Here is a 23,121-nt window from a genome sequence, read left to right on the forward strand (position 1 = left end):
GTCCATAAAGGACAGCTTTACATATGTATTTTTACACTTCGATTGACTTACCATCTTCAACAATATGATAAAGTAAGTGAGCTAAATGATGAATTGGGCCATACTCTTCCTCTTCCTCATCTGTTTCACCGTGGAATTCAAGATCATTTAAGTATAGTGCTAAAAATTGATAGTATAGTTTTAAATCAAATCCGTAGCACGCAGTTGGCTCTTCATGATCCCCTTCGTATTGTAACATTAAGTATTGATCATTACCTTCTGCATCTTCTGCGTCAAAGAATACGAAGAATCCAACGTTTGTATCTAAATCAAATAGATGACGAGTGCCTTTTTCTGTTGCTTTATTGAAGTCCTCTTCACTTAATTTATGTACTGTTGTCGCTTTTGCATTATCTTCTTGATGGAAATTTACTGTAAATGTTTTCAATGCTGACACCTCCTGATTGTATAATACTAGCATAACATATAAAAAGGACTGCTTACAAATGTAAACAGTCCTTACATTCATTTTCGCATTGCTCGTAATAAGAAGCTTACGATGAAAATTAAAACGATCGCACCGATTAAAGCTGGAATAATTGCATATCCACCAATGACTGGACCAAAACTACCAAGTAATTTCGAACCAATCCATGAACCAATAATACCAGCAATAATATTACCAATTACACCACCAGGTACGTCCTTTCCAGTAATTAAGCTCGCAAGCCATCCTAATATACCACCGACGATTAAAGACCAAATCATATAATAACCTCCTTTATATTTTACCAATCAAAATATAATTAGAAACAATTGCTTACCATTAGTTATGTTACATTTTTCAGTAGTTATTCATACGAATCAACTATTAGACTATTTCAAAATAATGAACGGCCAGTTTTTCGACTCGAGGTTGATGTTATTCGTAATACACATATTAAGGACAGTCAGGCTTTAATATTGTCCGCATAAACTCTTCTTTAAATGCAGGATAGTTAAAACCAACTGCAATTTTTTGAATTGGTCTATTATCAAATGTTGTTGGATCGGCTATTTTTCTAAAGTCTGCCACACTTTGTCCTCTAGTTACGTCATTTGTCGTACTAATCCAAACTGCAGATTTTTTGTATTCAAAAATATCATCATTTATAAATGAAATGAACGGAAGTAAATCGTGAATTGGACTTCCAGCAATACCCAGGTATTCTTTTTTATAAAAGTTCTCATAATAAAAATCGATCATTGGTTTAATAAGCTTCGCTTGCCCAGTTCCTTCTTTATTAATAATATCCACCATTTCAGGAGTAATGAGGGCTGCTTGCGTTACATTTAACGGATAAATAGTCGCATTTTTTGCGTACTTCATCACAATATTTGCGGCGATTGGATCTCCATAAAAATTAGCTTCTGATACAGGAGTAACGTTACCAGGAAATAAAAACGCACCGCCCATAATATAATATGAACATACCTTATCCATTACATTTGGATATAATAAAAATAACGTTGCCAATGTTGTTAAACGCCCTGTCGCTACGATAATAATATCTTCTGGACAAGGTTCAATTAATTTAATTAATTCACAAAAATTTTCCCGTTTACAAATCCTCATATCAGGTGGAATAATTGGGCCTAGGCCGTGCTCCCCATGAATTTCAGGAAAGAACAAAGGTTCTTCAGCAGTCATCGGCCTCGCTGCACCCTCAATGATTTTTACTTCTGTAGCATAGTATCTTTCTAAAAAATACACATTTTCCGTTACGATTTCTCGCGATACATTCCCATATTCAGCAACAATACCTATAATATCCAATTGACATGTTTTATTTGCATAAATTAACGCCACAGCATCGTCAATACCAAAGTCTCCAAAAAAGATGATTTTCTTTTTAACTATCCTCACCCCTCTTCAACATAATCTACTATTATTATTATGTAAAAAAGACAAGGCTGTGAAACAGTGCAAACTAAAAAAGCCGCCTATTTATTGGCGACTTCAATCTTTTTATAAGATAAATATGCTAGTACATTTTTACTTGAATCGTATTTTGGATTATTTCCTTTTCTCGGTTCTCTCATATGTATTTTTTCAAATCCAGGAATATCCGGCATTTTCTCCATAAATTCAAGCATTTCTTCTTCAGTTCCTTCAATACGTACGCGAATCATTATTACTTTTCCTCAATTCTCATTTTCTCTGTACTAAGTATAACGTACTTTGAAAAGACTGCAAGAAATTTATCTTTTTAATGTCGCGCTTTTTTTGCATACAAACAATGCCATTTCAGTATAAAACGAATTTATTTTATTATTTTCAATTTGAATATTAAAGAATTCTTGCATTTCAACTGGTGTTTTCATCATACACTCTGTTAATTTCATACGTTTCTGCAAAGGTACATTCATCATATCGCACCACCAGTCAAATTCAAATTTCTTGTCAAAAGTAAGACATGACTGCATTTGCAAACCGTTTTTTTCTAACAAGGTAATCCATTCTGTTTTTTTCAGCGCTCGTTCATGACTCGGATCCCGCTTTTTTTCTATAAAATTATAAAATGTATCGTATTCATTATTTTCCGGTGAAACATTATCTATTAAAATAAACAATCCATTATGTTCTAACGTACGATTTACTTCATATATAAACTGCGGTGGATTCGTAAAATGATGTGCTGCAATTCGGCATGTAATCGTATCAAAAAAACCATCAGCAAACGGTAAACTTTCAGCGTTTCCAGCAACAAAAGATACATTTTCATGTCCATTACTGATAATAAAATTTTTCGCATTCTCTAACATTTTTTCTGTTAAGTCTAAGGCAACTACTTCTTGAAACAATGGAGCTAATATATTCGCAACATGTCCACCGCCAGTAGCAATATCAAGAAGACGATTATTATGACGAGACTCAACTTGTTGAACTACATATTGTAAGTCTGGTCCATTAGCATGAATTTTACTTTTTACATATTTTTCCGCATTATTACCAAACTGTTGTTTCACAAGCTCTTCTTTACTCATTTTATCATCTTCTTTCTATCGTTATTTACATATAGAATTCATATAATAATTAAAGTTCTCTTTATGTATTTTCAAATCCTCTTTTCAGCTTACTTCTTATCATGCTGTCCTATCATCAATATAATATTAATTTTACGTTTTATTACGAAACAAAAAAGGCTACGGGAACTTGTCCCCTAACCTGACTAAATATTTATTACATTTTTACTTTTTCATATACATCTATATAATATAAATCCTCTTTCAACTTCATAATAACGTCTACTTCGTTATAAGTAGCCTCACGAGCATGTAAACCAAATTGATCCATACCAATCCATATCCATTCAGGTGTATGCTGTAGAACATCTATGTTAAAATAATCTAATTTAATAAGCTCCGATTTTATAAATTTATCTTTATTAGCGATTTGTTTATCCATTAAGCCGTATTCTTTTCCATTTTCAAGTAGCGATATAATTTTCCCTAAAATCGGATGTTCACGTATAATAAAATGATATTCCCTTTCGTCTACATTCGCCATAATTAAACGAGAATTAGATAAATCTAATCCCAAACTCGGCATATTTATTTTAATCACCTCCAATATTGATTTCATCTCCATCCTAACAAACAAATATTTAAATAATATTAATATAATGTAAAAATATAAAGGCTGATTTCCCTTTAGAAATCAGCCTTTATATTTTTATATCGTTTCTTTTTCCTCATTATTTCTAGAAACTAAATTTCCAATAGCATCTGCCGTTACTTCCACCACAAATTCACAAATACCTGCTACTACTTCTCCAATCACTTCATCCATCTTTTTACCCCCTTATTTTATGTAACCTATTTGTAGTATAGAAGAGATTGGTTATTTTTAACTATCGGAAAACGTGACAACAACATTACAGTTTTGTAAGCTTTTTTATTTTGTTTAGCTTCTATCCTTTGAAACTTCAAGTATGATTCATATGCATATAGGTCATCATAATATTAAGTAAATACTAATTTTGCTAGAGGAGGCGTGTAAAATATACTACGTAAAATTAATTAAAGGTCAATCCTTCTATGCTTTTGATCATCGTTTCTTAATGTCTGAAGAAGAAGAGGTTTCCGAGAAAGTTTATAATTACTTACGTCGTAATGAATTTTTCGAAGTACGTAAAGAAGAATATTCTGCTTAATTACAAAAAGCATCAAGAAAAATCTCACTTTATTGTGATATTTTCTTGATGCTTTTTTATGAATTACTCCTTTTCAATAATTATTGTCGACTCTATTAAAATACTCTATTATTTGTCCAAGCTATTTCATTGCCATTTTCATATTTTAGTATATGAGGAGGTGACGAATATGACTCATATCATTGATTACCAAGCTACTCAACCTATAAGTAAAACGGGTGAAACCACTTTTGCAATCCCAGCTTCTCCAAATAAAGCAATTCTAGCAAATTTGAAAGTAAGAATTCCAAGTAGAGATTCACGTAATAATCGCGTAGAATTAATCGCTACAATTGGTGTAGAAGGTATAACTGGGACTTCACAAGTTTTATTCCGAATTTTCCGTGATAATATTGAAATTTTTAATGCACAAGTAGGTATTGAATCTACAGATTCTGAACAATTCTACGTACAAACATTTCAAGCTATTGATCAAAACGTTAGCAGTGGAACACACGAATATTCATTAACTGTAGAAAACCTTACTAGTGGTGCAAGCGCAGAAGTTGTTGGTCCTCTATCTTTTAGCGCTTTAGCTATTGGACAAGAGCGTAAATGCTGCTAAGTGAATCTAATGTTTAATTTTGCTATTGAGAAAAGCGAGACGTAATTATACGTTCTTGCTTTTTTTATTTTTGCGATATTTACCCCTACTTTCAGTTAGTTTTCAATCATCTCGTATTTACATTTTGATGCGCTTATTTTATCAATTAACGAATCGTTTTTTTGACAAATCAAAAAAATTGAAATCCACTCATGAAACACGTAATATAGACTCTGACTCTAAAAAAGTTCGTTATAAATTATACATAAAATAAGGAGGTTTTATATACGAGTTTTTCATTTTAAAAGACGGAGAGGTTTTATATTATGTGGCGTAATAAAAATGTTTGGATTGTTTTAATTGGGGAGTTTATTGCTGGTTTAGGGTTATGGCTTGGTATTCTTGGCAATCTGGAATTTATGCAAAAATATGTCCCTTCTGATTTCATGAAATCAGTTATATTATTTATCGGACTATTAGCTGGTGTTCTAGTGGGGCCTATGGCTGGTCGCATTATTGATCAGTATGAAAAGAAAAAAGTTCTTCTTTATGCCGGGTTTGGTCGTGTTATTAGTGTTATTTTTATGTTTTTCGCTATCCAATTTGAAAGTATCGCCTTTATGATTGCATTTATGGTTGCTCTTCAAATTTCAGCAGCATTTTATTTCCCTGCATTACAATCTGTAATCCCACTTATCGTACGTGAGCATGAGTTATTACAGATGAACGGTGTACATATGAATGTAGGTACAATCGCTCGTATTGCAGGTACTTCACTAGGTGGAATTCTTTTAGTTGTAATGAGTTTACAGTATATGTATGCCTTCTCAATGGCAGCATACGCTTTATTATTCCTCTCAACTTTCTTCCTACAATTCGAAGATAAGAAATCAACAACACCAAGTAAACAAGCTGCGAAAGATAATAGCTTTATGGAAGTCTTTCGTATTTTAAAAGGAATTCCGATTGCTTTCACAGCACTTATATTAAGTATTATCCCTCTATTATTTATAGCCGGATTTAATTTAATGGTAATCAACATTAGTGAAATGCAACATGATCCAACGATTAAAGGATTTATATATACCATTGAAGGTATCGCATTTATGTTAGGTGCCTTCGTTATTAAACGTTTATCTGATCATTTCAAACCTGAAAAGTTACTATATTTCTTCGCAGTTTGTACCGCTTTTGCACATCTATCATTGTTCTTTAGCGATATAAAATGGATGTCTCTTACATCATTTGGTTTATTTGGTTTTAGTGTCGGTTGCTTCTTCCCTATTATGTCGACAATTTTCCAAACGAAAGTGGAAAAAAGCTATCACGGCCGTCTATTCTCATTCCGTAATATGTTTGAGAGAGTTATGTTCCAAATTGTCTTACTTGGCACAGGCTTCTTCTTAGATACAATCGGATTGCAATATATGGTTCTCATTTTCGGTGTTATTTCATTATTAATTATCTTCATATCACTATCTAAACAGAAACAATATGAAAAACAACCTTCGCAATCTGCGAATTTATAACATAATTAAAGAAGCATGGATTATTAGATTAATTCATGCTTCTTTATTATATAAAACCTTCTTTCTTACGCTTATTGAAATTATTTAAAGGAGTACCCTCTTTTGCATTCGAATATAGTATATTAACAAGATATATACTGGAGGTGCGAAAATGTCTGATGGCATACAAGTATTAATTATCCTTCTTTTTGTAATTGCTATGTTTAGTACCTTAAATTTTTTAGCTATTTCCCTTTCTCAACGTAACTTTAAAAGAAGAATTGTCGCGGGTTTCATATTTTTATTACTGACTCCTATTATCTTTTTGACTAACACAGCATTCGCTTCTATATTTGATAAAGCTGGATTTGGCGTAGGCGGGATAGCCTTCATTGTTGCAATTATATATGTCTTAAATGGAATAGTGATCCTACTTTCCTCTTTATTTTTCCTCAAAAGGGACATAACATAGGCCACAGTACTCGGCATGAATCTGTCTTTATACTAGATTCATGTTTCTTCAATTCCCGCTAAATTTTTATATGAAATTAAATAATTCTTTATAAAAATTTAAACTTTATTTATTACAATATTCGTATCGTATTCGCACGTTTATTGAAAATGAAAAGAAAGGAGTACAAAATGAAAAAGGTTTTATTAATTATTCCAATATTTATCGTTCTACTGAGTGGCTGTAGCAATAATGATATATACGGTTCTTGGGAAGTCGTTGATAACAAAAATGGACTTTGCCCTGCATCTTATAAATTTGAAACAGTTGTAAAAGAAGAAAAGAAAGAAAAAATTGTTCAAAACTTAGTAGAAATGCAAACAACGAAGAAAAAAGAAGATTTATACAAAGGTTCCTTTGTAAAGAATTCTAATGTATATCACATTGATTATGGTAACTCATTTACATCAGATCAAACTTTAGAAGTTGTCGATGGCAAATTAAACGTATACTTTTATGCAGTTGAAAAATTATGTACATATAAAAAGAAATGATTACTCTTCATTTAAAACGCAGAAAATATTTTCTGCGTTATTTTTATCCTGCTTTAATGGGCAATAAGACCCCACCTCAAAATGCAGCGAAAGCAAAGAAGTTAGGTGGGGGTCGGGCTGCCCATAAAAGTCCGATTGGTGAGGGCTAATAATCAGTGGGGGATGAAGAAAACCCCCACTGATTAAAGTTTCACTTTATTTTACAAAGCTAACTCAAAATATTTTCCCCTTTTAAATCTTTAAATTTAAATGTACCATTATATAATAACAATATTTTAATGTGAGGTGCTTTTTTTGAGAAGTTTAAGTTCATTAATTATATCAACAATCTGTTCCATTATCCTAATCCTATGGAATGGACTTTCATTTTATGAAAAATTCACGACAGGAAATTCATACTATTGGCTTAGTGGTATATTAGGCCTCGTTTTCGTGTTCTTTTTCATCCAAAATATGCGGGATATACTTAACAAAAACTACAAAACATCCTAAACCATCTAAAAAGATATAATAGACAGTTCAGTTAACCGGTACTTATTTGCAGCTCCCCTTTCAAAAAAGACTAACCCTTCCTTTAAATTTGTCAATCATTTTAATTTTCATAAAAAAATGATAAAATGTACTCATGTGTTTTCAGAATAATTAAAAACGCAGAAAGAAAACACTGTTTTTAGGAGGGGTTTTGATGACTTACACGTTAGCAACTAGAATGAAAGCATTCCAATCTTCTATATTTAGTGAATTAGGGGCCTATAAAAAAGAAAAGATTGCAGCAGGCCACAAAATGATTGATTTAAGTATCGGGAATCCTGATATGCCGCCTGCTGACTTCGTAAGAGAAGAAATGGTACATACAGCAAATGATAAAGAAAGCTATGGATACACATTAAGTGGTATTCAAGAATTTCACGAAGCTGTAACTGAATATTACAACAACACTCATAACGTTAAATTAAATGCAGATAAAGAAGTTTTATTATTAATGGGTTCACAAGACGGACTCGTTCATTTACCTATGGTTTATGCAAATCCGGGAGATATTATATTAGTTCCGGATCCAGGATATACAGCTTATGAAACTGGAATTCAAATGGCTGGTGCAACATCTTACTACATGCCATTAAAGAAAGAAAATGATTTCTTACCTAACTTAGAGCTAATTCCTGAAGAAATTGCCGATCAAGCGAAGATGATGATTTTAAACTTCCCAGGGAATCCGGTTCCAGCAATGGCTCATGCAGATTTCTTTAAAGAGGTAATTGCATTCGCGAAAAAGCATAACATTATTGTTGTCCATGATTTTGCTTATGCTGAATTTTATTTTGATGGCAATAAACCAATTAGCTTCCTCTCTGTACCTGGTGCTAAAGAAGTTGGAGTAGAAATCAACTCTTTATCAAAAAGTTATAGTTTAGCAGGTAGCCGTATTGGATATATGATTGGAAACGAAGAAATTGTTCGTGCACTTACTCAATTTAAATCAAATACAGATTATGGTGTGTTTTTACCAATTCAAAAAGCGGCATCAGCGGCACTAAGAAATGGCGCTACGTTTTGTGAGAAAAATCGCGGTATTTATCAAGAACGTAGAGATACTTTAGTTGATGGATTCCGAACATTTGGTTGGAATGTTGATAAACCAGCTGGTAGTATGTTCGTCTGGGCCGAAATTCCGAAAGGCTGGACTTCTATAGATTTCGCTTATGCATTAATAGATTGTGCGAATGTCGTTGTTACACCAGGTCATGCATTTGGACCACATGGAGAAGGCTTTGTACGTATTGCACTTGTTCAAGATAAAGAAGTGTTACAACAAGTTGTTGAAAACATTAGAAATAGCGGTATTTTTTCTCTTGAAAAAGTAAATGAATTAGTTAAGAATTAATGATAACTCCCCTGCTTCACTGTAGCAGGGCTATTATTTGTTGGAGGTACTTTCATATGCATATTCAAGACACTCTTCCTCATCGTTATCCTTTTTTAATGATTGATAAAGTAACAAATGTAAAACATGGTGAATCCGTTACGGGATATAAATTGATTTCAAATAATGAGTGGTTTATAAATGATAATCAAAAACATATGCCTCATATGTTAATTGTAGAAGCACTTGCTCAGCTTAGTGCATTTGTACATGCGATTGGCTCTGAAGGACTAGGCTTCCTCTCCTCATTAGATGGGGTTGAATTCCACGGAAAAGCATACCCCGGTGATAAACTGGATTTACATTATGAGCTAACTCGTAATCGCCGAGGTTTTATTCTAGGCAACGGCACCGCAACTGTTAATAATCAACCGATTGTAACGATAGAAAAGCTATTAATATATCAAGCAGAATAGAGACGATGTAATTCGTCAGGATATCTCCCTCCTACAAATTCGTCTCACCAACATGAACAGAGTAAACAAATTACTTGGATAGGAGCAGGAAAATGGAAAGTACGATCGGTATCGATGCTGGAGGAACATTAACGAAAATTGCTTATTTGAACGAACAAAAGCAATTAGCTTTTGAAAAATTTTATTCAAATGAACAAGATAAAATAATAGATTGGCTTAAGAAAAGCACTCGTATAAAACAAATATGTATTACAGGTGGTAAAGCAAAACAATTACAGCAACTACTTTCCCCCTCATATAAAATAGTAGAACTAAACGAATTTGAAGCTACTCTTGTAGGTGTACGATACATATTAAAAGAAGAGAAATATGATATAAATAACTTCATTTTAACAAATATTGGTACAGGTACTTCCATTCATTACGTGTATAATGACAAATATGTTCGTGCTGGTGGAACCGGTGTTGGTGGTGGTACTATTATGGGGCTTTCAAAATTGTTAACAAATATAGATCATTTTGAAGATGTGATTCCTTTAACAAAATTAGGTTCTAGAACAGATTTAGATATTACGGTTGGAGATATTTATGGTGGTATTCTCTCTCCTATTGATAATAGCTTAACTGCTAGCAATTTTGGTAAAGCCGCTATTTCGGAATCAAAATATAATAGCTCAGACATACTTGCTACTGTGCAAGGACTTGTCGGTGAAGTTGTTACTGCATTAAGTCTTCAATTCGCCGAAACAAAAAACATAAACCATATTATTTATATTGGTTCGACTCTATGTAATAACGTACACCTTCAAAATATTATTAGTAGCTACACTAAATATCAAAATAAAATACCTATTTTTTCACAAGATGGTGGTAATAGCGGTGCGATTGGTGCTTTACTTCATGTTACGAATAAAAAAAGCTGACTTTTGTCAGCTTTTTTGCAACGGTACTTCAAATTCTATAATTGATTCCCCATTCTCTCCAATTCGCTCTACACTAACTCTATCAACTATACATTGTAACTTTTCAGGGAAATTATGAATATCCTTAGCTACTTCAGCAGCTAACTCAGTACGTTCTTTTCTCCCGACTGTTACATGCGGTATATACGGAATATCTTCTTTCAAAAATTGTAATAAGGCTCCTGTATATAGCAAGTCATGTAGTTCTTCTATTTGTTTTTGCCCCTTTTCAACTCGTAAAAATAAATATTCCCCTTCACCCGAAATTTGATTCGCAAATTCTATTTCTATCTCTTGTATCCCTTTTGATAATTTTAAAATATGTAATTTCAGCTCATCATTTGAAATCGAGCTTTCAAATGGGAATACAACTGTAATATGCGGTGGGATTAAACCAAATAAAGGATCATGTTTTTTCCTAATGTTCTCTATTTCATTAATAGACATGTCGTTTAGAAAAAGTAAAATTGTACGCATTTTTATATCCCCTACTTTCTCTTTTTATATTCATCATATTGTATGGTAACTTGCACTTCAACAAATGATTTCAATTACATATAAAAAGAAAAAACTTCTCAAAAGAAAAGTTTTTTCTTATAAAGCATGATTACTATTTTCCCGCCAAACTTTCCTAAACTTTATATAACAAGCAATTCTCCAAGGGATAATATACGAGACAGCAACAACATAAAATAATAAACCTATTGTTTGTTGATCTAAGTCAACAATATATTGTCTTGAACCATATCTTAAAAAGACAAGTGCAATAAAAGTAATTAAAAAAGCTGCACTTTTTTTCGTATAAATATTCCCATCATCTCTTCGTTCATAATTTGTTAAAACTATAAGTGGTACGGCGAAAAGAACTCCAATGAATGCTGCTATTATAACTTGTAAGATAGCTGGATGCACGGGACCAAAAAACCATAAAACACCCGGTGTTAAAAATAGTAATGGCCACAAAATACGTAGCCCAGTTCCCTTTATAGGTTTATACATAGATCGATAACGACGCCAGAATATTATTAGTGCAATGCATAAAAAAACTGTAATGAGTGAAGATGTGTCTCCCATTTGCTACCCTTCTCTCTATAGTAATCTAATACTATTTTAAATCGTTTTTTCGAATGATACTTTTCGAATAAATATACTACTAGTTATGATATAAAGAACAGTTAATCCAATTGAAATAACAGTAAAATATGGAATATCTACTGAGGATACATCACTCGTAAATAATAAACTGGTTACTCCCGCCTCTCCATAAAGCACACTATTTGTTGATAAGAAAAGTGTTCCACCAATCATAAGACCAATCCACTTAAATCGTTGCTTAAAAACTACTACCACTTGAAAGAAACATGCTGTTGTAACATAAAATAAAAATTGCAAAATAAATTGTTGTACCGATTGCTCCCAAAAATTAACACTTACTACGTTATATTTTAAATCTTGTAAAAGCATAACTTGAAGAAATGAAAATAATGCAGATTGAAGTACAATGTAACAAATTGCTCCGATAAAATATTGTATTCTCGTTACACCGAATGAAACAGCTAAACGAAATAGCTCATCTTGTATGATGAAAACACTCCCCACTATAAATAACATAATTGCTATTGAAGGGTTATTTATAATTTTGGGTAAATAACCCATGTTCGCTCCATTTAAATGAGCAGCATTTAACGTCCCTTTTATTAATAAAGCTACAATCCAAAATATTATAATTGCTTTATTATGAAAATTTATATGTAACTTCAACTGCTTCATTAACATCGTCATTTCACTTCACCACCAGTTATGTGAATAAATAGCTTTTGTAATGTAATTCTATCAATCAGTAACCCTTCTTTTTCAAGAGAGTAATAATCTTCATTAGAAAGTTCTTCCCATATAACAGCAATCCCCTTATTCCCATAAACTTCTCGATTTATAATTTTTTTATTTATTGAAAACTCATCTACTTTATCTTTTTTTCCTGAAATAATATGAGCTTGTTGCAATAAATCTTCTACCGATGATTGAACAACTAGTTTTCCTTCTTTTATGATGATTACATCTTCAATAACATGGGTTACTTCTTCTACTAGATGTGTTGATAATATAATTGTTCGTGGATACTCACCGTACTCTTCTAGTAGTAAACTATAAAACAACTCTCGATGTGCTGCATCCAAACCTGTAGTCGGTTCATCAAAAATTGTTATAGGTGCCCTACTTGCTAACCCTTGAATAATGCCGACGACTGTTTGCATGCCATGTGATAATTTATGATATTTCACTGTCATATTAAGCTGAAATTTATCAGCGAGTTCTTCAGCGTACTTTCCATCCCAGTTTTTATAAAACATGTTGCACATCTTAAAAATTTCTTTTACTTTAAAACTTAGATGTGCTTCTTCTTTCACTCTAACAAAACAAATATTTTGCATTGCTTTACTATTTTCAAAAACATGTTCGCCAAATATTGATATACTTCCACTACTTGAAGTAATTTGGCCTGCAAGTAAATTTAATAGTGTCGTTTTTCCTCCCCCGTTTCTACCGAGCAAACCATATATTTTATGCTCTTCCAATGAAATCGTTACTTCATTTACTGCTATTTTCTTTTTATATTTTTTCGTTACGGCTTTTGTTTCAAGTGCAATCATCCCTATTTCCCCTCCTTCGTAATTTTTTGAATCATATCCATCAATTCATTTTTGGATATTTCTAGTACTTTTGCTTCTTCCCACACTTTAGGTAAATATTCAGTCATAAAAGTATTTTGTCTTTTTTTAAGTACGACTTCTTTCGCTCCCTTTGCAACAAACATCCCAATCCCTCTCTTTTTATATAGAATCCCTTCATCCACTAATACATTTACCCCTTTAGCTGCAGTAGCTGGATTTATTTGTAACATCTTCGCAAATTGATTTGTTGATGGAACTTGTTCTTCTTCAAGTAATATGTCTTTTAAAATATCAGATTCAATCGTTTCTGCAATTTGTAAGTATATTAATTTATTTTGCTCCAGAGTAGGTTTCACAATTTCACCACCTTAGGTTCTTAGGTTCATTACTTATGTAATTAACCATATCACATCAAATTATTTATTTCCATAAATTTCTTTTACAAAAAAAGAGAGTCATTCGTTTAAGAATGGCTCTCTTTCTAAAATGTTGAAGTTTCAACTCTTGTTCTCAAATTCTTTTCATTTATTCCATTTTGACAAAAGTTAAATTGTTGTTCCGTTATGGACTTTGTACGATCTACTACTTGCCCTAAATGATAACTTGTATGCTCCACTAAATGTAATAAGCTATGAAGATCCATATGCTTTTTTTCTTCGCATGCTTGTAAATATGCTTTTCCCCATTCATCAAATACTTCTTCAACGTACTGTAGCAAAACTTCAGAACTTTGTCGTTTTACTGGAAAATACTCCTCGATTCCCTTTTCCAAAACTATATTTGGATCTTTATAACGACTAGTATTTCTCTGTATATGTTCACAAATATGCAGTACGATTCCACCAATTGAATTAATAGAGTCCCCTTGTTTCCACAAATCTTCTTCATTAATGAGCCTTATTGCATGTACTAGCTTAGGTAAATAATGATCCTGCATTCTATGATAGATAATTTTGTATACTAATTCCACCTTTTCTCCTCCTATCATTTCAACTACTGCACTGGATATTTAACAAATATAGATTTCCGAAACTCTTTATCATTTATAAGCATTGTAATTTTTTCATTATTATCGTTAAGGAACTTTACTACTTTCTTTTTATCCCATTTATCATTTTCTTTTGGAAAATCATCAAATTTTTCATACAAGATTGATAGTATATCTTCTCTTTTTATCGTGAAATTTTTATTTTCTACTTGAAACTCGTAACTTTTCGCATTTGGTACTAAAATCGCTAGATAAATAACGTTAAAGAGAAAATTCTTCTCCATTGTGTCCTTGCCATCAAACCAATACGTCTCAACCATGTCTTCTGTCAGAGTTCCATTTGCACCATAGTTTACCTTTATACTTTCATTCTCCAAACTAATACTTTGAAATGTATCACCACCGGGTAAATGATTAACAATTGCAACTACATCTGAGTTATTACCAACGTATGTCCAAGCATATTTCTTAAAGTCACTAGGTTCAACATCAGATATTTCTTTTATTCTTTCTCCGCTAGAACAAGCAGTAATACATAAAAAAATTGTTAGCATAACAACTACGTTACGATGCATATATTTCATTTAGCATCCCCCATTTTATCGATATTTCGTTCATTACAATACTTCTTTCCAAAACCCTTTAAAATATACGCATTTTAATCAAAATTAAAAATTTTCAATTTTTATGTTTACAATTATCCATTAATTGTATATACTTACTAACGTAAGAAAAAATTCTAAAAGGAGGTCGAAGAAAATGATGAAATTACAATTACATGCTTTAACTTTAGCGTTAACTGCACCTTTGTTTTTCGGACAATTAAATATGAATTCGACCACCCTAATGGAGAATTGAAAATCGCACTTTATTTCTATTAATTCATAAATTCGCCACAGGAGGTCGTATACTTTCCTGTGGCTTTTTGACGCCCAGCCATAGGAGAACTATATCTTCCTGTGGCTTTTTTGTGCGATTTTTTAGCCTCTTGTATTATTTTTTAAAGAAAGGAGCAACATTCGATGACTATTAGCGTATTGTTTTTAAGTATTACGATTCAAAGAAATACAATTTCCAAAGATGAAATTTTTCATAATGAGCAAATTGAAAAAGCTATGAATGATGTTAAGGAGCGCCAAGCGCTTTATTGTGATCACCTGTAATTCCTTTTCGAAAGGAGGAATTCATTTATGACTTTTCATATTTTCTTTTTTACAACTGTACTTCAGAAAAATACTTTATCAGAAGATGAAATCATTCGTAAACAACAATTAAAACAACTGACTGATAAAATGACTGACATTAAAAGTTCATACTATACGCAAATGTATTAAAAATATATTTTAAAGGAGCAATACCTTCATGAAATTTAAAGCATTCTTTTTAACAATCACCATTCAAAAACGTAAGCTTTCACAGAATGAGATTTTGCGTGAGCAACACATTCAAACTATTATGGACGAAGTGAAAGAGCACCAAGCTTCTTATTACAGCCGTCTTTTCTAAATAACTTTTAAAGGAGCATTATCCTAATGAAATTTAAAGCATTCTTTTTAACGATTACCATTCAAAAGCGTAAGCTTTCACAGCAAGAAATTTTGCGTGAGCAACACATTCAAACTATTATGGGCGAACTGAAAGAGCGTCAAGCCTCTTATTATAGCCGTCTTTTCTAAATAACTTTTAAAGGGGAAAAAACAAATGAAATTTAAAGTATTCTTTTTAACGATCACCATTCAAAAAACTAAGTTCTCAGACAGTGAGATATTGCATGACCATCAAATTAATAAAGCTATGGAGGATGTAAAAGAACGTCAAAGTCACTACTGTAGCCATCTATAATTCCTTTCGAAAGGAGGAATGTATCATGAAGTTTCACCTATTCTTTTTAACAATTACAATTCAGAAAAAGAACCTTTCTGAAGCTGAATTAAAACAAGAAGAACAATATAAAGAGATTATGGACGAAATTCGAGATCGTAGAAGCAAGTACTACTCTCATCTATAATCCTTTAAAAATATAAAATTTGAAAGGGGTCGATTATGATGTTGCTAGCACGCTGTAAGGAAATGATTTGGATAGTTCAGAGGGATTCCACATAGTTTTATAGAGGCTATATCATACAAGTTTATCGTTATATTTGATATGTAATAAATATATAATAAAAGTTTATGCATACACTTTTTTACATTGATTAACAAACAAAAGATACACCACTTAAAAAGCGGTGTATCTTTCTCAACTTATACTATTTTCGATTACTTCGTTTCGTCTTAAACAATCTCACTAAGTTCGATACAACTGTTTTTGTTACTGCATAAACTGGTACTGCCAAAATCATTCCGATAATTCCCGCAAAGTTACCTACCCCTAAAATTAAAATAATAATTGTTAACGGATGGATATTTAATTTTGAACTCATAATACGCGGTGAAATGATGTTACTTTCAAACTGTTGTACAATTGTTACGATAATAATTACGTACAACGCTTGCATCGGAGATACGAACAGACCTACAATAACAGCTGGTGCTGCACCGATAAATGGACCTAGGTTAGGAATGATATTTGTAAATGCTGCTATAATTCCTAAAACGAAAGCGTACGGTAAATCGATAATTAAATAACCGATAAAAGTAAAAGCACCTACAAATATACAAACGAGCGCTTGCCCTTGAATATATGCAGATAATGTTTCGTTCGTTTCCTTAATGATACGAAGTCCTTCTTCACGGTAAGACTCAGGTAATAGACTAACTGCTTTCCCTGGAAACGCATGTCCATCTTTAAACATATAAAATAAAATAAACGGCACTGTGAAGATAACTAATGCAACGTTTGTGATAATACCAAATAAAGCCGTTGCACTCGACGTAATCGTGTTTGGTATATCCTTTAAGTATTCAATCGCGTTTTTCTCAATTGTTTCAATGGAAACGTAGTTTTGTGTAGATAACCATTCAAATAATCTGTGATGGGATAAATCTTGTATGTATAGTTTTCCCTCTTTAATATAACCGGGCATATTTTTTACTAAATCCATTAACTGTTGCGAGATCGTTGGAACAACTACCCCAACTCCAACTGCAGTTAATGTTATAATAAAAAGATATAACAGTAAAATCGCTAAATTTCTAGGTACTTTTTTATTCTCCAAAAAGACTAACAATGGGTTAAATATGAAGTATAAAAATAACGCGATTAAGATTGGGAAAAACAACGTTGATATGAAGATACCAATCGGTTGAAATAGAAACGATATTTTTGTGCAAATAAATATGATCGCTACAACCATTAGCACTTCTAATGTCCAAAAGTGCACTTTCGATTTCAAAAAAACGTCCTCCTTTAAACTAGCACTTCTCTTCATTGTACCAAAATAAGCACGAATTTCACATAATATTTTCCTTTACAATATTCCAAAATACCAATAAATACACTACAATGAGATTACATACAAATTTGCAGGTAAAGGTGATAAAAATGACACAATGCATCATATGCAGAAAAGATACGAAAGAACTTAGTGAACAATATGTCATCCCCGAAATATTATGTGGATATTATTTCACAAACTCAATTTGTGATACTTGCCACGAACAAATGACAACAAATATTGATCGCCCCTTAATTCGGCATAAATTAAGTCAATTTAAGATTGAGCAAATGAAAAAACAAATTGATTCTCCGCTCTATACGAATGAACATGGTGAGGAACTTGCGGCTGCTGAGACAGATGTTGTTGAAGTAAGTGATGAAATACTTTATTCCAATGCATTAATTATGAAACTATGTAAAAAGCACGATATTTCGCTACATAATGAAATTTGGAAAGAAGAACGTGTAACGAAAGTTGCTAGCTCTATTCAACGTGAATTACTTTTAGATAACCGTAAATACAAAATGAGTGTATTAAAAACAGCTTATACTTTCGCTGTCCAAGCTGTTGATGGCTATTTTGAAGATCCAGATGCGATTGTTATTTCAAACATTCTATCAAATGCCGATTTTATGGAATTAAAAGAAAAAAGTATAGTTCGCGATTTAAGTAAAAGTTCTTTATGGAATACATTAAATACAAATAGCGAGAACCATTACTTTATTTTATTAAGTGATAAAGATGGCCTGTTCTGTTTCATTCGTCTATTTGATATATTTGACGTTGTCGTTCATTTATCAGAAAAGAGATATGAACTTTCATCTCCAATTGTCGGCGTAAATGATGTAAATAGGCAGGAATTTTATGTCCAAACTTTAAAACAGTATATGGATGGGCTATTTAAAGAAAAAAAACCTACTATTTAATCGAAACCAGAACATACGGTCTCCTTTCTTGATGAAAAGACACTGTGTTATAATAAGTATGAAAAGAACAATACAATCACATAAACCAATTATTAATTGTAAATAAATAAAAAAGACCAGTGTGCGGCTACACACTAGTCCACGTAACTTAGCAGATTGGATTGTTCATTTATCCTATTTGTTTCTTACAAACAAAACAACCCACATTCTATTGGCATAGGTGGGTTGTTATTTTTTGAGCTTGTCTATTAAAACGACGACGAACGTTAACAATGCAACGAGAAACAGTCCACCCTGCAGTAGCAACGCTATTTCACTCACGTATTATCACCCCCCTCCTATTTGGAGAAGTGATAATTGAACAACCAACCGTACCTTAAGTTACTATTTAATTTTACCATATTTTCTAATAGTTTACGACGAAAACCCGCAAGTGAAATACTTGCGAGTTTTTTATCCCGTATTAACAGGCAGTAAACAAAATGAAGCAAAACATAGGTGAAACTGCCTGTTAATGACCGATTGGTTCAACTTTATTTCTCACTATTTTTTTAATGCATATGCATCAGCTATCATTTCACCAACAATTTTATTTTCTTGTTTCTTCTCGTCTTTCAATAAAGGAAATAACAGTTCTGCCACTTCATATGCCTCTTCTAAATGGGGGTATCCTGATAATACAAACGTATCAATTCCTAACGCTTCATATTCTTTTATTCTTTCTGCTACTGTATGCGGATCTCCAACAAGCGCAGTGCCAGCACCACCTCTTACAAGCCCAATTCCAGCCCATAAGTTAGGACTTATCTCTAACGACTCTCTCGTTCCTTTATTTAAATGTGTCATTCGTTTTTGTCCAACTGAATCATATCTTGCAAATGTTTTTTGAGCGAGCTCAATTGTTTCATTATCTACATATTGAATCAACCTTTCAGCCTCTTCCCATGCTTCTTCTTCTGTCTCTCTTACAATTACGTGTAGTCTAATACCAAATCGTACGTTACGCCCCTTCTCTTCCGCAAGTTTTTTTACTTCATCTATTTTCTCTTTCACTTGCTCTGGTGGTTCTCCCCAAGTTAAATATACATCACTATGTTCAGCCGCAACTTCTTTACCTGCAGCGGACGATCCGCCAAAATAAATTGGTGGATACGGTGTTTGAACCGGAGGAAATACAACTTTACTCTCCGTAACTTTAATATGTTTTCCTTCTAAAGAGATTGTTTCACCTTGTAATACTGACTTCCAAACCTTTAAAAATTCATCTGCAACTTCATATCTTTCATCATGTTCAAGATACAATCCATCACCTTGCAATTCAACAGGATCTCCTCCAGCAACTACATTAATAAGTAATCTCCCATCTGAAATTCTATCAAATGTAGATGCCATCCTCGCTGCAACTGTCGGTGACATTAACCCTGGTCTAACTGCTACTAAAAATTTTAATTTCTCTGTCTCAGCCGCAAGAGCTGATGCTAATACCCATGGATCTTCACAACCTTGACCCGTTGGAAGTAACACACCAGTAAATCCTAAATAATCAGCTGCCTGTGCAACTTGTTTATAATAACCATATTCAGCTGCTCTTCCTCGTTTTGTCGTTCCTAAATATCGACCATCTCCATAAGCTGGAATAAACCATAACAATTCCATACTATTACACACCCCTTAATTGTTTTGAAAAACCTACTAAAACACTCTATATAAATTACCCCTAATAATTTATATGCTAATTCCCTGTCTCGCCTTTAAAATTATCTCTCCATCTTAAAAACTTCACTTCCAATAAACGTACGAGTGAATCAGAAAACTTCCCAACGAACGCAAAGATAATAATACCGACAAATACAATGTCTGTATTTGAAAATTGCCTTGCATCCATAATCATATAGCCAATACCTTCTGTAGATCCCATAAGTTCTGCTACTACTAAACTCACCCAAGCAACTCCTAAAGATAATCTTGCTCCAAGTAATAGGTTCGGCAGTGCCGCTGGTAAAATTAGTTTCGTAATTAATTTTCTTTTACTAAACTCTAGCACTCTCGCAACATCAAATAATTTTGAATCTACACCTCGTATTCCTAAAAATGCGTTTACGTATAAAGGAAAAAATGCACCGTCCGCAATTAATAATACTTTCGATGTTTCTCCAAAACCGAACCATAATACGAAAAGTGGCGCAACAGCTAGATGAGGTACAGTTCTTAACATTTGTACAGATGGATCTAAATATTGCTCACTTCTCGTTGAAAATCCAACAATCGTTCCTAAAATAATTCCTAAACTCCCGCCGATAAAGAAACCAGCCGCAGCCCTGAACACACTAATACTTAAATGACCGAATAACTCTCCTGTTTTAATAAGTTCTTGAAAAGCTAGTAATATATCTACTGGCGTTGGTAAAACTGTTTTAGAAACTAAATCGAATACGCCGGCTAACTGCCAAATAATTAATACGATAATCGGTATAGTAATCGCTCTTACTAGCACTTTTACATTCGTCTTTCGCACTTTCTTTACATTGTTTTTGCCAATCGTTATACTCACCCTTTTCATAACAGCTTTCGTATTCTCCAATTTACAAAACCTCTTTTCATTTCGCCTTTAATGCTTTTTCTACGAAAGAATTATCTACAACTTTATCTGTTTTGATTTCTTTCTTTATAGAGCCGAGCTTATATTGAAAATCCGCTGTCTTTTGCTGTTCGGCTATTATTTCTTTCGTTACCGGAACTAAAATTGGTTTGTCGTGATCAAACACTTCTTTTACAATTTCTTCATCTATCTTCTTTGTAGAAGTATATATTTTTATCGCTTCATCTAAGTTTGACTCTTGCCATACACGTGCTTTTTCATAAACTTTAAGGAATTTCTCAACTAATTCTGGATGTTCCTTCGCAAATTTTGTTCTCGTAATTAAAAACTCTGGTGAAGAAACATTTAATCGTTCACCATCTGCAATAACCTTTGCCCCTTTATTTAACGTATGTAGTGAAATGAAGGGATCCCAAATGGCCCATGCATCTACCGATCCGGATTCAAATGCCGGCTGCGCTTCATCTGGTTGCAGTTGAATGACATTTACATCTTTCGCATTTATACCTTCTTTTTCTAATGCTCGATATAATAAATTAAATGCGCTACTTCCTTTTGCTACTGCAATTTTTTTACCTTTTAAATCTTTTACACTCGTAATCTTGCTATCTTTTTGTACAAGAATCCCTGTTCCTTTTCTCGCATAACTTGTATTAGCAATTTCAGTAAATTCAATACCTGCAGCTTGCGCTGAAATAACTGGGGAGTTCCCCACTTCACCAAAATCCAACCGATTTGATGCGATTGCCTCAAAATAAGGAGGTCCGCTTTGAAACTCTGTCCATTTCACCTTAACCCCTTCTTTTTTAAACTCCTCTTCAAACCATCCTTTTTTTTGTGCTAATAATAGCGGGCTTAATCCTTGCTGTATACCAATTTGTATTGTTACATCTTCTTTCTTACTACTCGCTGTACTTTTTTCACAACCTAATAGAAACAAAGATATAACTAACGCAAAAGAAAGAACCTTACATTTTTTATACATATATAATCCACCCTTTTCCTATATACTTGTTTGAATCAGTCCCCCGTGTTCAAACTGATGTAGCACCTTCGTTCGAAGTTGTTGGAACGATTGAGAAGTTTTATTTCGTGGATAAGGTAAATTATTTTCAATCACTTTATGTATCTTTCCAGGCTTTGCACTCATGATGACAATTCGGTTCGAAAGATATATTGCTTCGTCTATATCATGTGTAACGAATATCATTGTCGTCTTTTTTTGTTCCCAAATGTTGAGCAGTACTTCTTGCAAATGACTTCGGGTAAATGCATCCAGTGCTCCAAATGGTTCATCAAGCAATAATACATTCGGATCCCTTAACAACGCTCTTGCAATCGCAACACGTTGTGACATCCCGCCTGATATTTCTTTCGGATATGATTTTTCAAAACTGTCTAATCGAACAATTTCAACCCATTCCTTTACCTTATCCTTCACATACTTATCTTTTAATGACAAATCAGCTGCAATATTTTCTTCCACTGTTAGCCATGGGAACAATCGATGCTCTTGAAATATAAATCCTTGCTTCTTACTCGGTTTTGTTATACGCTCCCCGTCAATAATGATTTCTCCCTCAAAATCGCTGTCTAAACCTGCAATAATTTTTAACAGTGTACTTTTTCCGCAACCACTCGGACCAATTACTGTAACAAAGTCCCCTTTCTCTAATTGAAAATTAATATTCTCTAATACTTGAACAGTACGAGTTTGTTTCGAAAAATATTTTGATACTCCATCAATTGAAACAGTCAATTTTCCCCCTCCTTGAAATGCTTCATCTAAATGAACAGATTCAGTATTTATGCAATAAAAAAACCAAAGGCATTTTATCAATAGATAAAATGCCTTTGGTTTCTCCAATCAGCAATACGTAATAGAATTAAGTACATATTATACAAATATTTCCGATAAGTCAACTGGGTTTTGTGAAAAAATACATATGATTTGTTTGAACATCCTTATTGTTATTTATTTAA

34 protein-coding genes are annotated in these 23,121 nt (G+C 32.8%); 15 read left to right on the top strand and 19 right to left on the bottom strand.

From position 1 onward, the window contains the following. Positions 1-31: 31 nt before the first annotated feature. The 6 genes from ABH961_RS09495 to ABH961_RS09520 all read right to left on the bottom strand — a co-directional run bounded on the left by ABH961_RS09495 (position 32) and on the right by ABH961_RS09520 (position 3,571). A complete protein-coding gene (locus ABH961_RS09495) occupies positions 32-427 on the bottom strand; it encodes a hypothetical protein (RefSeq protein ID WP_000847586.1) in 396 nt (131 codons plus the stop codon). Between the two features lie 77 nt (positions 428-504). After that, entirely contained in the window at positions 505-747 is a 243-nt protein-coding gene (locus tag ABH961_RS09500) for a GlsB/YeaQ/YmgE family stress response membrane protein (RefSeq protein WP_000638305.1), read from the bottom strand. 172 nt (positions 748-919) lie between these two features. Then, a complete protein-coding gene (locus tag ABH961_RS09505) occupies positions 920-1,885 on the bottom strand; it encodes a nucleoside hydrolase (RefSeq protein ID WP_098642451.1) in 966 nt (321 codons plus the stop codon). 77 nt (positions 1,886-1,962) lie between these two features. Further along, positions 1,963-2,151 carry a DUF3970 family protein gene (locus ABH961_RS09510; protein ID WP_087980738.1) on the bottom strand — a complete coding sequence of 63 codons (189 nt, stop codon included), beginning with the start codon at positions 2,149-2,151 and terminating at the stop codon, positions 1,963-1,965. Between the two features lie 69 nt (positions 2,152-2,220). Further along, complete coding sequence (locus ABH961_RS09515) at positions 2,221-3,006, bottom strand: class I SAM-dependent methyltransferase (RefSeq protein ID WP_098076210.1); 786 nt, start codon at positions 3,004-3,006, stop codon at positions 2,221-2,223. A gap of 196 nt (positions 3,007-3,202) precedes the next feature. Continuing rightward, positions 3,203-3,571: a hypothetical protein gene (locus ABH961_RS09520; protein WP_048547509.1), complete on the bottom strand. Its 369-nt coding sequence runs from the start codon at positions 3,569-3,571 to the stop codon at positions 3,203-3,205. Between the two features lie 451 nt (positions 3,572-4,022). Between ABH961_RS09520 and ABH961_RS09525 the strand changes: the two genes are divergently transcribed. The 8 genes from ABH961_RS09525 to coaW all read left to right on the top strand — a co-directional run bounded on the left by ABH961_RS09525 (position 4,023) and on the right by coaW (position 10,534). After that, on the top strand, positions 4,023-4,175 hold the full coding sequence (locus tag ABH961_RS09525; RefSeq protein WP_071680000.1) for a YqbF domain-containing protein: 153 nt from the start codon (positions 4,023-4,025) through the stop codon (positions 4,173-4,175). Between the two features lie 169 nt (positions 4,176-4,344). Further along, positions 4,345-4,779, top strand: a complete 435-nt coding sequence (gene exsC / locus ABH961_RS09530) for an exosporium protein ExsC (RefSeq protein ID WP_098681453.1) — start codon at positions 4,345-4,347, stop codon at positions 4,777-4,779. A 305-nt stretch (positions 4,780-5,084) separates the two neighbouring features. Next, positions 5,085-6,287 carry an MFS transporter gene (locus ABH961_RS09535; protein ID WP_000269246.1) on the top strand — a complete coding sequence of 401 codons (1,203 nt, stop codon included), beginning with the start codon at positions 5,085-5,087 and terminating at the stop codon, positions 6,285-6,287. Positions 6,288-6,438: 151 nt separating this feature from the next. Then, on the top strand, positions 6,439-6,738 hold the full coding sequence (locus ABH961_RS09540; protein ID WP_116443016.1) for a hypothetical protein: 300 nt from the start codon (positions 6,439-6,441) through the stop codon (positions 6,736-6,738). 170 nt (positions 6,739-6,908) lie between these two features. Next, complete coding sequence (locus tag ABH961_RS09545) at positions 6,909-7,271, top strand: hypothetical protein (protein WP_098076216.1); 363 nt, start codon at positions 6,909-6,911, stop codon at positions 7,269-7,271. Between the two features lie 685 nt (positions 7,272-7,956). Next, positions 7,957-9,156, top strand: coding sequence for an LL-diaminopimelate aminotransferase (locus ABH961_RS09550; RefSeq protein WP_404519291.1), 1,200 nt, complete (start codon positions 7,957-7,959; stop codon positions 9,154-9,156). Between the two features lie 56 nt (positions 9,157-9,212). Then, positions 9,213-9,611, top strand: coding sequence for a 3-hydroxyacyl-ACP dehydratase FabZ family protein (locus tag ABH961_RS09555; protein WP_098079295.1), 399 nt, complete (start codon positions 9,213-9,215; stop codon positions 9,609-9,611). A 92-nt stretch (positions 9,612-9,703) separates the two neighbouring features. Beyond that, positions 9,704-10,534 carry a type II pantothenate kinase gene (coaW, locus tag ABH961_RS09560; RefSeq protein ID WP_404519293.1) on the top strand — a complete coding sequence of 277 codons (831 nt, stop codon included), beginning with the start codon at positions 9,704-9,706 and terminating at the stop codon, positions 10,532-10,534. A gap of 6 nt (positions 10,535-10,540) precedes the next feature. Here coaW and ABH961_RS09565 read toward each other — a convergent pair whose 3' ends face one another. From ABH961_RS09565 to ABH961_RS09595, 7 genes are all read right to left on the bottom strand, one after another. Further along, on the bottom strand, positions 10,541-11,050 hold the full coding sequence (locus ABH961_RS09565) for a 2'-5' RNA ligase family protein (protein WP_088608854.1): 510 nt from the start codon (positions 11,048-11,050) through the stop codon (positions 10,541-10,543). Positions 11,051-11,167: 117 nt separating this feature from the next. Then, a complete protein-coding gene (locus ABH961_RS09570) occupies positions 11,168-11,647 on the bottom strand; it encodes a CcdC family protein (protein ID WP_404519295.1) in 480 nt (159 codons plus the stop codon). Positions 11,648-11,683: 36 nt separating this feature from the next. After that, complete coding sequence (locus ABH961_RS09575; RefSeq protein WP_098079292.1) at positions 11,684-12,355, bottom strand: DUF4052 family protein; 672 nt, start codon at positions 12,353-12,355, stop codon at positions 11,684-11,686. After that, the gene (locus ABH961_RS09580; RefSeq protein WP_098079289.1) at positions 12,352-13,224 is read right to left on the bottom strand and encodes an ATP-binding cassette domain-containing protein; all 873 of its coding nucleotides are present in this window, start codon (positions 13,222-13,224) and stop codon (positions 12,352-12,354) included. Before ABH961_RS09580 ends, ABH961_RS09575 begins: the two co-directional genes overlap by 4 nt. A gap of 2 nt (positions 13,225-13,226) precedes the next feature. After that, positions 13,227-13,601: a GntR family transcriptional regulator gene (locus ABH961_RS09585; RefSeq protein WP_048547526.1), complete on the bottom strand. Its 375-nt coding sequence runs from the start codon at positions 13,599-13,601 to the stop codon at positions 13,227-13,229. Positions 13,602-13,726: 125 nt separating this feature from the next. Beyond that, positions 13,727-14,215: a DinB family protein gene (locus ABH961_RS09590; protein WP_048547528.1), complete on the bottom strand. Its 489-nt coding sequence runs from the start codon at positions 14,213-14,215 to the stop codon at positions 13,727-13,729. 23 nt (positions 14,216-14,238) lie between these two features. Further along, positions 14,239-14,817: a DUF4825 domain-containing protein gene (locus ABH961_RS09595; RefSeq protein WP_048547530.1), complete on the bottom strand. Its 579-nt coding sequence runs from the start codon at positions 14,815-14,817 to the stop codon at positions 14,239-14,241. 438 nt (positions 14,818-15,255) lie between these two features. Here ABH961_RS09595 and ABH961_RS09600 point away from each other — a divergent pair, with 438 nt between their 5' ends. Genes ABH961_RS09600 through ABH961_RS09625 form a run of 6 tightly spaced genes read left to right on the top strand, consistent with a single transcriptional unit; the run spans position 15,256 to position 16,241 of the window. Further along, complete coding sequence (locus tag ABH961_RS09600; protein WP_000156189.1) at positions 15,256-15,396, top strand: YrzI family small protein; 141 nt, start codon at positions 15,256-15,258, stop codon at positions 15,394-15,396. A gap of 27 nt (positions 15,397-15,423) precedes the next feature. After that, a complete protein-coding gene (locus ABH961_RS09605) occupies positions 15,424-15,567 on the top strand; it encodes a YrzI family small protein (protein WP_000142721.1) in 144 nt (47 codons plus the stop codon). A 28-nt stretch (positions 15,568-15,595) separates the two neighbouring features. Then, positions 15,596-15,739: a YrzI family small protein gene (locus tag ABH961_RS09610; protein WP_000668975.1), complete on the top strand. Its 144-nt coding sequence runs from the start codon at positions 15,596-15,598 to the stop codon at positions 15,737-15,739. Positions 15,740-15,765: 26 nt separating this feature from the next. Further along, a complete protein-coding gene (locus ABH961_RS09615; RefSeq protein WP_098079287.1) occupies positions 15,766-15,909 on the top strand; it encodes a YrzI family small protein in 144 nt (47 codons plus the stop codon). Between the two features lie 25 nt (positions 15,910-15,934). Continuing rightward, entirely contained in the window at positions 15,935-16,075 is a 141-nt protein-coding gene (locus tag ABH961_RS09620) for a YrzI family small protein (RefSeq protein ID WP_000669812.1), read from the top strand. Between the two features lie 25 nt (positions 16,076-16,100). Next, positions 16,101-16,241 (top strand): YrzI family small protein, encoded by a 141-nt coding sequence (locus ABH961_RS09625; protein ID WP_000668503.1) that lies wholly within the window; start codon positions 16,101-16,103, stop codon positions 16,239-16,241. A gap of 241 nt (positions 16,242-16,482) precedes the next feature. Here the strand turns inward: ABH961_RS09625 and ABH961_RS09630 are convergent, their stop codons facing one another. Then, on the bottom strand, positions 16,483-17,568 hold the full coding sequence (locus ABH961_RS09630) for an AI-2E family transporter (protein WP_000837880.1): 1,086 nt from the start codon (positions 17,566-17,568) through the stop codon (positions 16,483-16,485). A 149-nt stretch (positions 17,569-17,717) separates the two neighbouring features. Here ABH961_RS09630 and ABH961_RS09635 point away from each other — a divergent pair, with 149 nt between their 5' ends. After that, entirely contained in the window at positions 17,718-18,539 is an 822-nt protein-coding gene (locus ABH961_RS09635; RefSeq protein WP_000189705.1) for an HNH endonuclease, read from the top strand. Between the two features lie 228 nt (positions 18,540-18,767). Here the strand turns inward: ABH961_RS09635 and ABH961_RS09640 are convergent, their stop codons facing one another. From ABH961_RS09640 to ABH961_RS09660, 5 genes are all read right to left on the bottom strand, one after another. After that, entirely contained in the window at positions 18,768-18,860 is a 93-nt protein-coding gene (locus ABH961_RS09640) for a putative holin-like toxin (protein WP_001289320.1), read from the bottom strand. A 222-nt stretch (positions 18,861-19,082) separates the two neighbouring features. Further along, complete coding sequence (gene ssuD / locus ABH961_RS09645) at positions 19,083-20,195, bottom strand: FMNH2-dependent alkanesulfonate monooxygenase (RefSeq protein ID WP_098079284.1); 1,113 nt, start codon at positions 20,193-20,195, stop codon at positions 19,083-19,085. 76 nt (positions 20,196-20,271) lie between these two features. Beyond that, positions 20,272-21,120: an ABC transporter permease gene (locus ABH961_RS09650; RefSeq protein WP_048547537.1), complete on the bottom strand. Its 849-nt coding sequence runs from the start codon at positions 21,118-21,120 to the stop codon at positions 20,272-20,274. A 16-nt stretch (positions 21,121-21,136) separates the two neighbouring features. Continuing rightward, complete coding sequence (locus ABH961_RS09655; protein ID WP_048547539.1) at positions 21,137-22,123, bottom strand: aliphatic sulfonate ABC transporter substrate-binding protein; 987 nt, start codon at positions 22,121-22,123, stop codon at positions 21,137-21,139. Positions 22,124-22,141: 18 nt separating this feature from the next. Beyond that, complete coding sequence (locus ABH961_RS09660) at positions 22,142-22,897, bottom strand: ABC transporter ATP-binding protein (protein ID WP_098681450.1); 756 nt, start codon at positions 22,895-22,897, stop codon at positions 22,142-22,144. Positions 22,898-23,121 lie beyond the last annotated feature (224 nt).

Source organism: Bacillus sp. RC251 (assembly GCF_044908765.1).
GTDB lineage: Bacteria > Bacillota > Bacilli > Bacillales > Bacillaceae_G > Bacillus_A > Bacillus_A wiedmannii.

Coding starts and splice junctions, on each gene's coding strand:
- exsC (WP_098681453.1), top strand. CDS start 4,345: ATGACTCATATCATTGATTACCAAGCTACTCAACCTATAAGTAAAACG.
- ABH961_RS09510 (WP_087980738.1), bottom strand. CDS start 2,151: ATGATTCGCGTACGTATTGAAGGAACTGAAGAAGAAATGCTTGAATTT.
- ABH961_RS09625 (WP_000668503.1), top strand. CDS start 16,101: ATGAAGTTTCACCTATTCTTTTTAACAATTACAATTCAGAAAAAGAAC.
- ABH961_RS09595 (WP_048547530.1), bottom strand. CDS start 14,817: ATGAAATATATGCATCGTAACGTAGTTGTTATGCTAACAATTTTTTTA.
- ABH961_RS09545 (WP_098076216.1), top strand. CDS start 6,909: ATGAAAAAGGTTTTATTAATTATTCCAATATTTATCGTTCTACTGAGT.
- ABH961_RS09550 (WP_404519291.1), top strand. CDS start 7,957: ATGACTTACACGTTAGCAACTAGAATGAAAGCATTCCAATCTTCTATA.
- ABH961_RS09565 (WP_088608854.1), bottom strand. CDS start 11,050: ATGCGTACAATTTTACTTTTTCTAAACGACATGTCTATTAATGAAATA.
- ABH961_RS09600 (WP_000156189.1), top strand. CDS start 15,256: ATGACTATTAGCGTATTGTTTTTAAGTATTACGATTCAAAGAAATACA.
- ABH961_RS09635 (WP_000189705.1), top strand. CDS start 17,718: ATGACACAATGCATCATATGCAGAAAAGATACGAAAGAACTTAGTGAA.
- ABH961_RS09555 (WP_098079295.1), top strand. CDS start 9,213: ATGCATATTCAAGACACTCTTCCTCATCGTTATCCTTTTTTAATGATT.
- ABH961_RS09535 (WP_000269246.1), top strand. CDS start 5,085: ATGTGGCGTAATAAAAATGTTTGGATTGTTTTAATTGGGGAGTTTATT.
- ABH961_RS09580 (WP_098079289.1), bottom strand. CDS start 13,224: ATGATTGCACTTGAAACAAAAGCCGTAACGAAAAAATATAAAAAGAAA.
- ABH961_RS09520 (WP_048547509.1), bottom strand. CDS start 3,571: ATGCCGAGTTTGGGATTAGATTTATCTAATTCTCGTTTAATTATGGCG.
- ABH961_RS09515 (WP_098076210.1), bottom strand. CDS start 3,006: ATGAGTAAAGAAGAGCTTGTGAAACAACAGTTTGGTAATAATGCGGAA.
- ABH961_RS09605 (WP_000142721.1), top strand. CDS start 15,424: ATGACTTTTCATATTTTCTTTTTTACAACTGTACTTCAGAAAAATACT.
- ABH961_RS09610 (WP_000668975.1), top strand. CDS start 15,596: ATGAAATTTAAAGCATTCTTTTTAACAATCACCATTCAAAAACGTAAG.
- ABH961_RS09540 (WP_116443016.1), top strand. CDS start 6,439: ATGTCTGATGGCATACAAGTATTAATTATCCTTCTTTTTGTAATTGCT.
- ABH961_RS09615 (WP_098079287.1), top strand. CDS start 15,766: ATGAAATTTAAAGCATTCTTTTTAACGATTACCATTCAAAAGCGTAAG.
- ABH961_RS09655 (WP_048547539.1), bottom strand. CDS start 22,123: ATGTATAAAAAATGTAAGGTTCTTTCTTTTGCGTTAGTTATATCTTTG.
- ABH961_RS09570 (WP_404519295.1), bottom strand. CDS start 11,647: ATGGGAGACACATCTTCACTCATTACAGTTTTTTTATGCATTGCACTA.
- ABH961_RS09575 (WP_098079292.1), bottom strand. CDS start 12,355: ATGACGATGTTAATGAAGCAGTTGAAGTTACATATAAATTTTCATAAT.
- ABH961_RS09620 (WP_000669812.1), top strand. CDS start 15,935: ATGAAATTTAAAGTATTCTTTTTAACGATCACCATTCAAAAAACTAAG.
- ABH961_RS09500 (WP_000638305.1), bottom strand. CDS start 747: ATGATTTGGTCTTTAATCGTCGGTGGTATATTAGGATGGCTTGCGAGC.
- coaW (WP_404519293.1), top strand. CDS start 9,704: ATGGAAAGTACGATCGGTATCGATGCTGGAGGAACATTAACGAAAATT.
- ssuD (WP_098079284.1), bottom strand. CDS start 20,195: ATGGAATTGTTATGGTTTATTCCAGCTTATGGAGATGGTCGATATTTA.